This window comes from Listeria rocourtiae FSL F6-920 (genome assembly GCF_000525975.1).
In the GTDB taxonomy this organism is placed as follows: Bacteria; Bacillota; Bacilli; order Lactobacillales; family Listeriaceae; genus Listeria_A; species Listeria_A rocourtiae.
The window spans coordinates 59679-73552 of record NZ_AODK01000019.1 but is presented as its reverse complement, the minus strand read 5'-3'; the positions used below and the strand labels follow the sequence as shown (position 1 = coordinate 73552).

17 protein-coding genes are annotated in these 13874 nt (G+C 39.1%); all 17 read right to left on the bottom strand.

Features of this window, described 5'->3' with window-relative positions:
- Positions 1 to 17: 17 nt before the first annotated feature.
- Complete coding sequence (locus PROCOU_RS07500; RefSeq protein ID WP_036071053.1) at positions 18 to 341, bottom strand: hypothetical protein; 324 nt, start codon at positions 339 to 341, stop codon at positions 18 to 20.
- 25 nt (positions 342 to 366) lie between these two features.
- Entirely contained in the window at positions 367 to 717 is a 351-nt protein-coding gene (locus tag PROCOU_RS18410) for a DNA adenine methylase (protein ID WP_244266263.1), read from the bottom strand.
- 34 nt (positions 718 to 751) lie between these two features.
- Positions 752 to 1246 carry a DNA adenine methylase gene (locus PROCOU_RS18405; RefSeq protein WP_244266262.1) on the bottom strand — a complete coding sequence of 165 codons (495 nt, stop codon included), beginning with the start codon at positions 1244 to 1246 and terminating at the stop codon, positions 752 to 754.
- Between the two features lie 26 nt (positions 1247 to 1272).
- Positions 1273 to 1698, bottom strand: coding sequence for a hypothetical protein (locus tag PROCOU_RS18055; RefSeq protein ID WP_051994282.1), 426 nt, complete (start codon positions 1696 to 1698; stop codon positions 1273 to 1275).
- Between the two features lie 28 nt (positions 1699 to 1726).
- A complete protein-coding gene (locus PROCOU_RS18050) occupies positions 1727 to 2863 on the bottom strand; it encodes an AAA family ATPase (protein ID WP_244266266.1) in 1137 nt (378 codons plus the stop codon).
- A gap of 257 nt (positions 2864 to 3120) precedes the next feature.
- Complete coding sequence (locus PROCOU_RS07485) at positions 3121 to 3348, bottom strand: helix-turn-helix domain-containing protein (RefSeq protein WP_036071051.1); 228 nt, start codon at positions 3346 to 3348, stop codon at positions 3121 to 3123.
- Between the two features lie 9 nt (positions 3349 to 3357).
- Positions 3358 to 4257, bottom strand: coding sequence for an NAD-dependent epimerase/dehydratase family protein (locus tag PROCOU_RS07480; RefSeq protein WP_051994280.1), 900 nt, complete (start codon positions 4255 to 4257; stop codon positions 3358 to 3360).
- Position 4258: 1 nt separating this feature from the next.
- On the bottom strand, positions 4259 to 5560 hold the full coding sequence (locus tag PROCOU_RS07475) for a hypothetical protein (RefSeq protein ID WP_051994279.1): 1302 nt from the start codon (positions 5558 to 5560) through the stop codon (positions 4259 to 4261).
- A gap of 24 nt (positions 5561 to 5584) precedes the next feature.
- On the bottom strand, positions 5585 to 6625 hold the full coding sequence (locus PROCOU_RS07470; protein ID WP_036071048.1) for a glycosyltransferase family 4 protein: 1041 nt from the start codon (positions 6623 to 6625) through the stop codon (positions 5585 to 5587).
- Between the two features lie 22 nt (positions 6626 to 6647).
- Positions 6648 to 8195, bottom strand: coding sequence for a lipopolysaccharide biosynthesis protein (locus PROCOU_RS07465; RefSeq protein ID WP_051994278.1), 1548 nt, complete (start codon positions 8193 to 8195; stop codon positions 6648 to 6650).
- A 107-nt stretch (positions 8196 to 8302) separates the two neighbouring features.
- Positions 8303 to 8740 carry an FAD synthase family protein gene (locus PROCOU_RS07460; RefSeq protein ID WP_036071047.1) on the bottom strand — a complete coding sequence of 146 codons (438 nt, stop codon included), beginning with the start codon at positions 8738 to 8740 and terminating at the stop codon, positions 8303 to 8305.
- Complete coding sequence (locus tag PROCOU_RS07455) at positions 8737 to 9594, bottom strand: LicD family protein (RefSeq protein ID WP_036071046.1); 858 nt, start codon at positions 9592 to 9594, stop codon at positions 8737 to 8739. Before PROCOU_RS07455 ends, PROCOU_RS07460 begins: the two co-directional genes overlap by 4 nt.
- Entirely contained in the window at positions 9584 to 10324 is a 741-nt protein-coding gene (locus PROCOU_RS07450) for a CpsD/CapB family tyrosine-protein kinase (RefSeq protein ID WP_077913370.1), read from the bottom strand. Before PROCOU_RS07450 ends, PROCOU_RS07455 begins: the two co-directional genes overlap by 11 nt.
- Positions 10315 to 11019, bottom strand: a complete 705-nt coding sequence (locus tag PROCOU_RS07445) for a YveK family protein (protein ID WP_036071045.1) — start codon at positions 11017 to 11019, stop codon at positions 10315 to 10317. Before PROCOU_RS07445 ends, PROCOU_RS07450 begins: the two co-directional genes overlap by 10 nt.
- Entirely contained in the window at positions 11003 to 11782 is a 780-nt protein-coding gene (locus tag PROCOU_RS07440) for a WecB/TagA/CpsF family glycosyltransferase (RefSeq protein WP_051994277.1), read from the bottom strand. Before PROCOU_RS07440 ends, PROCOU_RS07445 begins: the two co-directional genes overlap by 17 nt.
- A gap of 113 nt (positions 11783 to 11895) precedes the next feature.
- The gene (locus PROCOU_RS07435) at positions 11896 to 12576 is read right to left on the bottom strand and encodes a sugar transferase (protein ID WP_243832113.1); all 681 of its coding nucleotides are present in this window, start codon (positions 12574 to 12576) and stop codon (positions 11896 to 11898) included.
- Between the two features lie 20 nt (positions 12577 to 12596).
- Positions 12597 to 13859 (bottom strand): nucleotide sugar dehydrogenase, encoded by a 1263-nt coding sequence (locus PROCOU_RS07430; protein ID WP_036071044.1) that lies wholly within the window; start codon positions 13857 to 13859, stop codon positions 12597 to 12599.
- Positions 13860 to 13874 lie beyond the last annotated feature (15 nt).

Here is a 13874-nt window from a genome sequence, read left to right as displayed (position 1 = left end):
TTGACTCCATTACACAGTTAATTCCCTTTCTCATTCTTTTGTAATAGCGATTCAGCCTCTTCAAGTAGCACATCAAACATTCCAGCATTAGTTTTTATCGCTAAAATTTGTTTTAGTGCCTCAAACTTTATTGCTACATCCTCAGTCAACTCTATTCTTTCAGATGGATATCTGTCCCTCAGTCCTATATCTTCTAATCTGTTAAATAGCTTCTCGCGTCTAAGCTGTATAAACTCATCTAATACTAATTCATGAACGTCCAGCTGACTAAATAACTTTTCCGTCAGCACTTCATACTCCGAAAGTATCTCAAGAACTACGTCTAGCGATTCCTCTGCCATTGTATCCCTCCAATTAAAAAATTATTCATATTTGCAGTAATTTTACGCGATCATGTGAATCTATTATCGTTTTTTCACTTGCAAATAAGTACTCTGCCGCTCTTCTTTTGGTTTGAGCTGAATACTGTAGCTTATATTCAAAACTTTGTATCCCCTCCCACTGAGTATAAATTTCATAAATCTGTGGAGCATAGTCATAGGTAGTTATCCAATAATAATCATTTAACGTGGCTATTCCTTGTCCTAAAGACTTATGGTTGCTATCTTTATAGAAATTGGTATATAGTTTATTCCCTTGAACATAATAGGGGGGATCAAAAAATATGAAAGAATTGTTGCAATCATAATCTTCCTTAATTATATTTATTAATTCCACTGTATCTTTTCTGTATAAATATATTTGATTTTTCCTACTTGCTATATCTTCTATTTTTTTTTATGATAGCTTTTTTATTAAATCTACAATCTATCTTATAGTTACCCTTTTGATCATAACCACCAATTGGACCTGCATTGATTATCCCACTTCTATTTGTCCTATTCAAAAATAAAGTTGAAAAGCCATTCTCTAGACTATTTTGAAACTGCTTTGTATTCTCATGTATCATTTTTTGCTCATACCAAGAACCAATTGTTATTGGTGTAGTACGTATCAAATTAATCAATTCGGACGTATGATTTAAAATACTATACCATATTGAATGTATTGCTTTATCATAGTCATTTAATACAATACTCTCCACTTTACCTGTAAGAAGTAGCTCAATCGCAACACCAGCGCCCCCTGAAAACGGTTCAATATAAATGCATTCTTCTATCTTATTAATCTCTATTAAATTACTAACAAAATTTGATAGTTGTGTTTTCCCGCCTGGATACCTTAACGGTGACTTTGTAACTGCCATCTAGACTACCTCCTTAGCTATGACTACTAATCAAAGTAATCATTTAATGTTGACATATCTACATTATAACCGCGATTCAAGACATATTTCAAAGTTTTTATAAATTCTTGTTCAAAATTAGTTGTTGCTATGCTATTCGCCTCCCTCCAAATAACAAATGGATTCCACTTAATTGGTCCTAGTATACAATTTTGTATGACTTCATGTTTATAGAAATTTTTAAACTGTTCTCTAATTTTATCTCCATTTTTACCTTTATTTTTAGCTCTATACTCGTCTATCAATTCTTGTAGAGTGTTTGTTGACAAACGCTCTATATCAATACCAGTTATAGTCTCTTTAACAATTTTATAGAATACCGATTTATTAAACCTGTAGATATTCTCACGCCAATAGGAATCACTATCATCTAGATTATACAATATTTCAAACAATAATTGATCTGGTGGCAAATAACTAGGCAGGTTAAGAAAGTTTTTATTACTTTTTTTCTATCTTTGCATCACCATCTAATATAATAATGCTTTTAGTTGAAAACTCTGGTATCCTCTCCCTCTTTAAGGTCAGCAATTGCCCACATCCTAAGGTCGTCCTAGATTTATTAATAACTTTACTTACTTTTTTTGTTCTAAGAATAGCCGTGAAAAATTGGTAAGCCTCATTATCTTCAAAATAAACATTTATCGTTGGTAACTTTATATCCTCCCCTACCGGCTTTGTTCTAACATGAATATCTGCATCTATATCCGGCCAAGTGTAATCATCTTTTACCTCAATTGAGCCAAAGGAGTTCGTCAAATAAATATTTTTATAGTTTTTCCTATCTTTCTGATCATAAATTTCCTTTATAAGTGTAGGCGAATGACTTGTCATAATTACTTGTAGATCCAATTCCTTACTCACTTTTCTTAATAATTTAAAAAACTCAATCTGAGCAGCCGGAAATAATCCAGCATCAGCCTCATCAATTAATAGAATACCACCAGCATAGTTCAAAAATTCATCCTTCAACTTAGCAAAGGATAACAGTGCTCTTACAATTTGTCCAACATTGTCCTCCCCAACAGATATCGACTCATGATCATAATTATCATTATGCCCTACAAGTGATTCAACATCTCCGGTAGTCGAGGTTAATTTCGTACTATTTTGCAATAAGATTTTATTAGTATAACCTAAAATTACACGTTCGTTATTTTTGATATACCTATCTTCAGAGCTAGTATATTTTCTTCTTTGACTTATAGGTATTAAACGTCCTACACTCAAAAATATAACCGGATGTGTTACGTTCCTGTCATTATTCCCTCTCAAAACTGGCCTGCCCTTACTCCTATCCTGTGAAGCATATAATTTTAACTGTAATTCATTTTTTTCAGTTTCTTCTATACCATCAAATAAAGTTATCACAACATCCATAGAGCCAGCAACATCAAATCGCTCAGAAAATCTGAAATGTTCCGAGAATTTAGATGAATACGATTTTCCTAATAATGTTTTATATTTATTTAGCTCATTTTTTTTCGGTTCAGAACCAGAATAATCTGTTGTAAAGCTAAATATTTGAGCAACAATACCTAATATTGTAGATTTAGATGTTCCATTTTTACCACATATTAAAGTTATCCTATCTCCAAATTCTATTTTAACATCTTCAAGCCCTCTAAATTTTTTTGATATGTATATCTTTTAATTTTGTTGCCCTTTTCTTCAAGTTGACCTCTCCTCACTATCTAAATATATCTCTATTCTACTACATAATAAAACATTTTCAAACATTATTTGAGATATAATAACTATTATATTTAGTTCTAAAATATGTTGATGCAAAAAACCTCCAAATCCAACATGTAGATTCCGAGGTTCCAGCTTCTCTATTCAGCTATATAATTATACTTCTTCCTCAACCATTCTGCGTCTATCTTTCGATTCTCAATCTCATGTCGATAATATAGCACAACAGAACCTTTTTTAATTTTGCTTATTTTTCCCCGGGACACTAGGGAAAAGAAGCATTGGCGGGATATATCAAGGTATTCGATCGCTTCTTTAGTTGACAAGAAATATTCATCTAGCATTTCTATTAATTCCTTATTTTCCATGATGCCCTCCTATTTCCTCACTTCTAAATGCGCTCGCAGTTTCGTCAAGCCTTCATGTAACGTAACTTTACTCTTCCAGCCGAGCAAATCTTCGGCGCGCTGTGCATCCAAAACAGATCGTCTCACATCACCAGCTCGCGGTGCTTCAATAAAAATCGCCACATCTTTTTCAAAAACGGTGAGAATTTCTTTATAAATATCTAAAATCGCGATTTCTTCCCCGGTACCGACATTTACCACCGTATTCGCTGGTTTTTGGCTAGCTAGTTTATTAATTTCAACAACATCGCCTACATAAACATAATCGCGTGTACAGCCATTTGGCATGTCTGGGTATGTCATCAATACAGATGGTTTTTCCGCTAAAATGTTGTTTAGAAAAATCGGGATAACGCCACATTCTCCGTCTGGAACTTGCCTTGGACCGTAAATATTGGCATAGCGTACAACCGTGAAGTCATAGCCATATTGTGCGGCATACATTTCGATATATTTTTCACCTGTAAACTTTGTTAATGCGTACGGGGAAATTAGTTGCGGCGTATCTGTCTCAGACGATTTCTCATTGCCTTCGATTTTCTTGCTAAGCGCGCCACCTGATGATACATAAATAAAATTCTCAATCGGATGGGCTTTCACACAGTCTAGAATTGTCATCAGGCCAACAAGGTTGATGTCTAAATCGTAGCTTGGGTTTTCGACAGAATATGCAACGGATTTTTGGGCTGCGTGATGATTGATTTCGTTTGGCTTATATGCTTGGAAAATTTGCATCATTAGCTCGCGATCGCGGATATCGCCTTGGACGAATGTGAATGCTGGATGTTTGATAATCTCAGATAGGTTGTTCAAATTGCCCGATACTAAGTTATCGACACAGACAACGTTATAGCCTTCTGCAATATACATTTCACAAAGATGTGATCCGATAAAACCTGCGCCACCTGTAACTAAAATTGTTTTTTTTCATTGTTTTTGCCTCCTGATTTTTTATTTTTTGACTGCGGTATTCGTTATTTAATGCGACCATGTAGATTGTTGCGAGTACAAGGAAGATACTTGTATTAGATACTAAAACGGTATCGATTGGACTTGTCATTAGCGCATAGACGATTGGTAGGAAAATGAGGAATTTGATTTGGTACGTGCTACCGACAATTTCTTTATACAACAACCAGAGTATATAACCGATGATAACGATGATGAAAAACATGCCTAGATAGCCGAGTTCGCCAATAATCATCGCCCAGTAGGAGTCGGTAACAAAGTTTGGATTTTCTTGTGTAAGCCCCCATACGCGGGAAATGCCATATTGTTCGTAAAGCGGTGAGTAGTTTAAGCGGGATGCATTTGAGCCGAACATACCAAGCCCTGCGCCAAATGGAGCGTGCTCGCTGGCTATCGTTAAACTTGTATCTAGCAAAACACCACGCGCTTCCCCGTCTGTTCCTAGAAATTGATTGCTGATTCGGTCACTTCCCAACCAGTAGAAGACAGCTCCAACAATTGCATAGATGTAGATTGGAATTCGCTTGATGTACGGGAAGATGAGAATGAGTAAAATCAAACAAAGGTAGAAACCAATAGATGTCGTTCTTCCTGCTAGAAAAACGAGGATGAAATTTGCAAAGATGATGTAGTATGGCATTTTTCCTTTTTCAGACCATGTAATGAAAATATGAACGATTGTGATGACGATAATCGTTGCTGCGAATTGAGCTGGATGTCGAAAGCCAAAAGATACGGTTTCGATACCGAAGCGGACGTCAAATGGTTCTAGAAAGTGAAGCGGAATGTTGAGCACACCAATGATTAGGAAAATAGTTGTTAATGTAGTGGACATTCTGCGGAAAAATAGCGTGCTTGTTTTGAATTTTGTATTCCTGAATAAGAACAGGCCGCTCCAAAAAACGATGACGAATTTTAGAATGGAGAACATCGAGTAAATTTGGAGAAACATCGTGTTGCTCGGTTGGTGGAACATGTTTGGAATGAAGCAGTAGATGATGAAGATGATGCTAATTGCCAGCAAACCGATGTCACTTGGACGGAGTGTGAAACGTTGCTTAGTCTCTAAATAGGCTATTTTAGCAATCGCGCTGACCGCGAAAACAACAGCGATAATCTTATCTATAGCATCCACCTGTGGGATGAGCTGCTGAATAAGGCTAGCGAATAAAGATAGTAAAAAGGCTATTAAAAAAGCTATCATGCGTCACACTCCAATTCGTTTATTTTAAATCGTGGCGTACAGCTCTTCCCATTTCCTGTTACAAGCGTCTATGGAAAATTTCGCTTGTACGGCTTGGTGAGCTTTGCCGCTCATTTCTTGGCGGGTTGCTTCATTATCAAGTAAGTCTGCGATGGCTTGCTTTAAGTCGGTTACCTCTCCTGGTTCGATAAGAAGTCCGTTTCGTTGGTTTTCAATAATTTGTGGGATACCACCGACATTTGTGCTGATATTCGGGATACCGTGAGCCATTGTTTCAAGAACAGCCATTGGGAGCGCTTCGTGGTAGGACGGTAAAATGTGAAGTAGCGCGTTTTCTAAGATGTTTTGTTTTTGATTACTTTCGACCCAGCCGCCTAGTGTGACATTCGTTAAGTTGTTTTGCTTAATTTCGGCTTCTGCTGTCGGGATGTCTCCAATGCCGTAAAAAATGAATTCGTATTCTTTGTACGCTGCGCCTAGTGATTGAATCGCGCGAAGGAGGTCGTAACTGCCTTTTTCTTGGCTGACGTTTCCGAATGTAACAATCGTTTTGCTAGTGTTCGTATATGGGTTGCTAAGTGGGACCTCAACCGCATTTTCCATGACGGTAACTGGTGTGTCACACAAATTTTCGTAGTAAGCTTTCCATGCATCGCTAAGGACGATGATATGATCTAAGCGGTCTAGATGGTTCACGATGGTTTTTTGCAGAAATCTTGGTTGCTTGTCGTAGAAAATACCGAACCTTGAGCCGTGCATGTGTAGCATGACTTTACATCTAAAAAGTTTGGCGATGTTGATGAAAATCATTTTGCGATAGAGACTGCCTTTTTGAGAGGTGTGGATGTGCACGATGTCAATCTTCTGGGTAATCGCCAAGTAGCAAAGTTGCATGATGGCTTTTACAAACATCCAGAGTTTGAATAATGGGTTGCCTTCTTTCCAGCTTGCAATGTAGTGAATTTTGACTTTGTTGCTGGAAAATGTCTTTTCGAAGTTGGCGATGACGGTTGCGATTCCGCCTTTGGATACAGATGCTGGGCCAATCATGATTACTTTTTTCATTTGGCGTTTCTTCCTCTCTTTTTTATTCTGGTGTGATACTTGTTTTCGGTCGTTTCATGATGCTTTTAATACGGCGGATAATCGCTTGACACTCAGCTTTTCGATAAAAAATCGCGAAATAGGTGATATTTAAGGTAATGAAAAGCGTTGCAGCACCTAGAATGAGTGTTAGCCATGTGCCTTGGTAGATCCAGTTCATAACCGGTATAGAGGCTACAAATGCGATAGCGGTAACCGTTGCGTAACTGAGATACATTTTGAAGTAGCTACCAACTTTCTTTTTGAAACCGAAGCGGTAAACGAGATATGGGTCGATGATTGTTGTTGTAACAAGTCTTGAAATAATTGTGGCGACAATGACACCCGTTAAGCCAAAGTAGATGGCAAAGATGATGGATAGAATGATGTTTAGAACTGCCATTGCGATTGGCACGTAGCGACCTTGGCGGAACAGTCCCATCGTGGTGCGATACGTATATCCTGGGAATTGCATGCCGTTGATATAGAAGCTTGCGACGATGGCGAGTACTGTGCCTGTTCCGAGTACGAAACTTTCGCCAATCCATAGTGTGATAAACGGGTTGATGATGTTGAACAGGATAATCGAAAGTAGGAAGTAAATCCAAGCGACAATGAAGAATAATTGCTTGAAAACCTGCTCTTTTTTCTTGTCGTCATCTGCGTTGTTGAGATGCCCGATGCTTCCTGTAATGGAGTTTAACGCTCGAGATAGAACGGTTACGACGGCAGCAATGATGAGTAGATAGTTGGAGTAAATGCCGACGACGCTTAATCCTAGAAAAGCCGCGATAATGATACTGTCTGTTCCGTTCATGATGATGGAGCCGAACTTGTACATCGCGAGTGCTTTGACGTTTTGAAAAATCGTTTTGACTTCTGTTTTTTCGAGTTTTTCGGTCGTTTTTCCTTTTAAATAGGTGTATTTCTTATTGGCATAGATTGCGAGGAAAACGTTGAGGCCAAACGTGCCGATGACTTGGATAAGGACGAAGCCAATATAGTCTCTAGTGATATATAGGTATGTGAGTTGCACGGCGGACTGGATGAAAAAGAAGATTTGCTGGCTCACATTGATGATATATTCTTTTTGGTCAGCGGAGAAGATTGCTTTTTTGTAAGAAAACATGTACGAAATCGCTGTATTGAGTAGGAATAGAAAATAAATGATGTAGATGTTTTCAGGAATATTCGGCGGATTTTTGATAAATAAATTTAAAAATGGCATGATGAGTAATCCGACGATGAAAACGGTAAGTCCAATGATCCGGTAGGCTTTTGCATAAAGCGCCATGATAGCTTTGATTCGTGCTTTGTTTTTGTCTACCATACTTTTGTATAGACTAAAAATGATGGCATTCCCGATGCCTAGTTCTGCGAAAGATAGGACCATCAAGATGTTGGTGAACAAGGCGTCGAGGCCAAGATATTCTTTTCCTAGAAAGTAGATGAAGATGGTTCTGTTGATGAAACTTAGAATTAAGAAAATGACTTGTGTCCCGCTGCCAATCAGGAGGTTTTTAGCGACAAATGCTGTTTTTGTTTTTGCCAATCGGGTCACACTTCCTTTCTTTATTTGTTACCTTAATTTTATCAGGAAAACCCGCTAAAACAGGGATTTTCCAGATGTTTGATGGCTTTTGTCAAATGTTCGGAAAATTAGACAACTAGTCTGGGCTCTTGCTGAATTGTTTCGACAAGTTTCGTAGATGATACACCTGCTGTGTAGTCGAAGTAAACGATATCAACTTTGCGACGCTTGAATTCAGCCTCTAATTTGTTGAATGTTGGGCTACCTTTCCAATCGCTACCATGGAACATAACATCAATATTGTGATTATCGATCATTTTTAGCTTGCTTTCATGGCTCGTTTGCGGGACTACCAGGTCAACATATTGTAGAGCTTCGACAATCGCTTTTCGATCGGCGAATGGGATGACCGGCGTTTTTTGTTTGTATGCTTGCACGAACTCGTCTGTGCTAACGCCAACAATTAGGACATCGCACTGGGCTTTGGCATTTTTTAAGATATTTAAGTGGCCGACATGGAATAGATCAAATACACCTGTAGTTAGGCCTACGCTATATTTTTTCATGAGATAATCTCCTCTTTCAATTGGATTCGCTTCGGTTTGTGGGTAATACGCTTTTCGACTGGCGGGAGGTCCATATAATTTTTCCCATAGATTCGTTCTAAGAGTCGCTCTGTTTGGCCTGGAACCTTGAAATTATGTCCTTCAAATGATGTTGTTGTCGCGTCATCATACATCGATTTTGGCATCGTTTGTTTTTTGTAACCGTATTGGCTACCGTAATTGACGTAATATGGTGCGCTATCATCGTTGTTGCTTTGCATATAACTTGTCAGTAATCGAAAAAAGGCGCTTGTTGGAATTGGTTTCGTGAGTTTGAGTAAAGCTTTTTTCCATGGTGCAATGCTATGAAGTGTCGTTTCTTCGTTAACTTTTAAGAACAAGAGACTTCTGATTTGCTTTAAAATACGCCCTTTCGCGTGAAACAAGAATCCCGAATTCTTTTTGGCATTATCGAGCGGAAAAATATCGATGAAAATGCCTTTGTGTGAAATGCTAGGCGATGCGCTTTCTTCCTCAAATATTGTGCCGTTCTTCTTGATTTTGATGATTGGAAGATAGTACTCAGAATCGGTTGTTCCATAATGTAGAAATAGGCTTTCTGGCAGCTCGGTTTTTGCAATTTCTTGGAATGCTTCAAAGTCGTTACGTGGCATCGCGATGTCAATATCGTCGTCCCAAGGAATGAAACCGTCATGTCTGATTGCGCCTAGCAACGTTCCACCGATAAGATAATAGGTAAGATCGTGCTTCTCACATAGCATGGCCACGTCTAACAAAATGCTTAATTCGATTTGTTTTAATTGCTCGAATACATCTGTTGTTAAATAGTCTCCATTTTTTACCTTAGTCGGCATAATAGTATCCTTCCATTTTCATTTTTTGGTTGTTGAAAATGCTTCCGATGACATGGGCACTTCCTGTTTTCAGTTTTTCGAGTGCCTTCTTGCTGTTGTCTTTAGATGAGTGATCGCTACGTACGAGCAAAATGGAGCCGTCAACAAGCGAACAAAGCAATTGGGCATCTACAACGAGTTGGATTGGTGGTGTATCAAAGATGATTTGGTCGAAAATTTCGTAGAGCTCGGCGTATACTTGCTTCATCTTTTCAGAACCTAGTAGTTCGGATGGATTCGGTGGAACAATTCCGGCTGGCAATACGTATAAATTCTCTATATCAGTATCACAAATAGCCTCGGTAATCGTGATTTTATTCGTTAAGATTCCTGTTAAACCATGTGATACTGCTTCTGGAAAGATTTTTTTCACGGTCGGTTTACGAAGATCGCCATCGATGAGTAGTGTTTTTTTGCCTTGTTGTGCGAATACCACGGCTAAATTGGCACAGATTAGTGATTTACCTGAATCGGGTTCTGAGGATGTGATTAAAATGGATTTCATGACTTTATCGACGCTTGAAAACTCAATGTTGGTACGAATCGAGCGAAATAGCTCAGAATGGGGTGACTTTGGGCTTAATTTAGCAACTAGCTTCTGTGGTTCTGTCGATTTCTGGCGTCTGTGGCGGGATTCTTTTACTTTTTTTATTTTTTTGGTTTCTGCTTCGATTTTCTCATTTATTTCCATCCTTCCTCATGATTTTCTGGAATTTTCGCGATGTTTCCTAGTAACGGAATTCCTAACTCATCAATAACATCTGTTTCATCTTTGAACTTCGTGTTGAAAACAACACGGATAACCATAATTACGAATCCAATCATCATCCCTCCAACTGCGCCTCCACCTATTAGTATGACTGGGCTTGGGCTAACTGGTTTAGGATTGGTTGCAACAGTTGCTTTTGCTAAAATGTCGATGTTATTTACGTTCATTACGTCCGGTGTAATTTTTGCGAAAGATTCGGCTACTGTGTTGGCAATCAAAGCTGCTTGGGCTTGATCTTCATCTTGCACGCTGACATTGATTACTTGGGAATTATGCTGGCTTCCGACTGTGATTTTCCCCATGAGCTTGCCTGCTGTGTAATCTCCGCCTAGTTTGTATGCCACATCATCGAGTATCCTCGGGCTTGTGAGTAGGGCCGTATATGTGTTTACTAGCTGAATGTTAGCTTGTACTTCGGATGTTTGGATGTTGTTTATACCTGCGTCTTGCACCGTCTGTGTGACTAGAATTTGTGTTCTTGCTTCGTACATTGGCGTGATGAAGAATGTTAGGGCAGCACCTGCGATTAAGGCTCCTACAACGGCTGTACTTATTAAAAGCAATAAATGTCGCTTGATAATCTGGAAAATGGATTTGATACTAAGAGTTTCTTTCATTTGATCTCCTTTCATGATAACGAGTGGCTTTCCATGACTTTATTTTTTCATTTTTAATATGATTTAAAAATCGTAAGTTGCCTATGAAGTAGCGGCGGAACATGCGGCGTGGTTCTTGAATAAAGCGGTAAAACCATTCTAATCCGGCTTTTTGCATCCATCCCGGGGCACGCGTTGTTTTACCCGCGATAACGTCAAAACTACCACCTACACCCATTACGAATGGGACGTCTAGCCGTTCTAAGTGCTCGCTTGCCCAGTATTCTTTTTGAGGGCTTGAGAAAGCTAGGAATAGAACGTCTGCTTTACTTTCGCGGATTGTGTCGGCGATGCCTGCTGATTCTTCGGCTTGGAAATAACCATTTCGGAATCCTGCAAAGGACATATTAGGATATTTTTGTTTGTAATGTGATTCGATTTTTTCGATAACTTCTTGTGTTGCTCCGAGGAAGTATGGGCGGTATCCCTTGTCATTACAAATTTCTAATAATTCTTCAAATAGGTCAATACCAGTAACACGTTCTGGAATATCATGTCCGAGCACTTTTCCTGCTAAAACAATCGAGGAGCCGTCCGCGTTGATGAGAGGTGATGCGTTGACGATATCTCTTAGTTTAGCGTCTTCATGCATGAGGTTAATCTTATTGGCGTTGATAACAACATGTTGTGTCGGAATGCCTTTTTTGATTATTCCTTCTATTACTTTTAAAGTTTCTGACAGAGTCAAACAATCTAAGTTACTGCCAAGCAACTGGGTTCTCATTGGCGTTCGTCCTTTCTTGTTCTTTCTTGTACTACAAGTGTAACAGGAAAACTGTTTACATTTGGTATATTCCAGATAATTGATACTTTTTGTCAATAGTTCGGACGGATTAGTTACATTCCGCTTCCTTTTCCGGTAAATTCCTTGAAAGTTAACAATAAAATCTTGATATTGAATAGAATCGACCGTTTTTTAATGTACTTTAAGTCTAATTCAACCATTTCTTGAAATGTTACATTATTTCGACCGCTGACTTGCCATAAACCAGTACAGCCTGGTGTGACAAGCAGACGTTTTTTATCATAATTTGTATATTTCTCGTACTCTGTCGTTAACGGTGGGCGCGGTCCAACGAAGGACATATCGCCTTTTAAAATGTTGATAAACTGTGGAAATTCGTCAAGACTTGTTTTTCGAATCCACTTCCCGACTTTTGTGATTCGCGGGTCGTCTTTCATTTTAAACATGTGGCCTTCCATTTCATTTTGAGCTTGGAGCTTGGCGAGTTGTGCTTCCGCATCCACATACATCGAACGGAATTTGTACATATAAAATGTTTTTCCATTCTTACCGACACGTTTTTGTTTGAAAAATATGGGGGCTTTCCAATTTTCGATTTTGATGCTTGCGGAAATAATCAGGAGAATTGGGGCTGAAATGATAAGCGCTAGGATCGCTGCGATGAAGTCGAACAGGCGCCACGCCCTATCATGTACTGGTTTTTCATATGATGTCCGAGATTGTTCTGAAAATTGTGGTGTGGCCTGAGCCATTTTGAAATCTACTTTCTCCACCTTCATTCACGTCCTTCATTTTAGATTGATATTACTCGCTTTCGTGTATGCAAATTGCCGTAATTCAAATAAGTGACATCATCGCTGACCGTTTGAACCATATTTTTCGTATCAAATAAAATTTGGTGGCGCATTTTGTCCGTGTAGCTCGCTGGGATGTCGCGGAACTCACTGTGATCACTCAAAACAAGAATCAATGAACTATCTTCACAAGCTTCTTCGCCTGTTAAAATTTCAGAGGCAACATGGGGATCGAATGTCTTCACATCAAATCCTGATTCAATGAGCATTTCTTTTATTTCCATGGCCGGACTTTCGCGTGTGTCATCAATGTTCCCTTTATATGTTAGGCCAAAAATTGTTACGCGGTTACCGTCTTGTTCTGCCATTAGAGCTTTTACTTGTGATACGACATGCGTGGGCATACTGTTATTAACTTCGCGCGCTACTTGCATCAATGGGGATTGTTCTGGTGCCGCCGCGATAACGAAGTATGGATCAACTGCTAAACAATGACCACCAACGCCTGGGCCTGGTTGATGTAAGTTGACACGTGGGTGCTTATTTGCCATTTCGATAACGCGCAGGGCATCGATTTCGAGATGGTTACTGATTTTGGCAAGTTCGTTGGCAAGCGCGATATTGACGTCGCGGTACGTGTTTTCCATCAGTTTGCTGAGTTCTGCTTCGCCAGCTTCAGCTTTAATAATCTCGCCTTCTACGAAAGCGCCATATACTGCGGCAGCTTTCTCGGTGCATTTTGTCGTGATACCTCCGATGATTCGAGGGTTGTGGACAAGCTCGTGCATTATATTGCCCGGCAAAACGCGCTCGGGACAATGCGCTAGATAAATATCTTCGCCGACTGTGAAGCCTTCGTTTTCAATCATTGGTTGTACAATATCTCTCATGGTACGTGGAGCAATGGTGGATTCGACAATAATTGTATCGTTTTTCTTCAAATGGGGTATGATGCTCATTAGTGCTGACTCAACGTAAGCCGTATTGCATGATTTATATAGATCGTATTTGTTTGGTGTTGGAACAGCGATAATGTAAGCATCTGCACTAACAGGTGTTGTGCTAGCGTGGAAATTTCCAAGGGCAAGTGCTTGTTGCAAATCCTCAGCTAGACCAGGTTCTTCAATGTGGAGATGGCCTGCGTTCAGATTTTCTGTCATGATTGGAGACAAGTCCACACCCGCTACTGTATTCCCATACTTTGCAAAAAGAATCGCTGTTGGTAATCCAATATATCCAAGACCTACTACTGTAATTTTCATTGATAAAATTCCGCC

Excerpts from the sequence above, each read along its gene's own strand:
- PROCOU_RS07500 (WP_036071053.1), bottom strand. The coding sequence starts at position 341 with ATGGCAGAGGAATCGCTAGACGTAGTTCTTGAGATACTTTCGGAGTAT.
- PROCOU_RS18405 (WP_244266262.1), bottom strand. The coding sequence starts at position 1,246 with ATGGCAGTTACAAAGTCACCGTTAAGGTATCCAGGCGGGAAAACACAA.
- PROCOU_RS07485 (WP_036071051.1), bottom strand. The coding sequence starts at position 3,348 with ATGGAAAATAAGGAATTAATAGAAATGCTAGATGAATATTTCTTGTCA.
- PROCOU_RS07480 (WP_051994280.1), bottom strand. The coding sequence starts at position 4,257 with ATGTATATTGCAGAAGGCTATAACGTTGTCTGTGTCGATAACTTAGTA.
- PROCOU_RS07475 (WP_051994279.1), bottom strand. The coding sequence starts at position 5,560 with ATGATAGCTTTTTTAATAGCCTTTTTACTATCTTTATTCGCTAGCCTT.
- PROCOU_RS07470 (WP_036071048.1), bottom strand. The coding sequence starts at position 6,625 with ATGAAAAAAGTAATCATGATTGGCCCAGCATCTGTATCCAAAGGCGGA.
- PROCOU_RS07460 (WP_036071047.1), bottom strand. The coding sequence starts at position 8,740 with ATGAAAAAATATAGCGTAGGCCTAACTACAGGTGTATTTGATCTATTC.
- PROCOU_RS07455 (WP_036071046.1), bottom strand. The coding sequence starts at position 9,594 with ATGCCGACTAAGGTAAAAAATGGAGACTATTTAACAACAGATGTATTC.
- PROCOU_RS07450 (WP_077913370.1), bottom strand. The coding sequence starts at position 10,324 with ATGGAAATAAATGAGAAAATCGAAGCAGAAACCAAAAAAATAAAAAAA.
- PROCOU_RS07445 (WP_036071045.1), bottom strand. The coding sequence starts at position 11,019 with ATGAAAGAAACTCTTAGTATCAAATCCATTTTCCAGATTATCAAGCGA.
- PROCOU_RS07440 (WP_051994277.1), bottom strand. The coding sequence starts at position 11,782 with ATGAGAACCCAGTTGCTTGGCAGTAACTTAGATTGTTTGACTCTGTCA.
- PROCOU_RS07430 (WP_036071044.1), bottom strand. The coding sequence starts at position 13,859 with ATGAAAATTACAGTAGTAGGTCTTGGATATATTGGATTACCAACAGCG.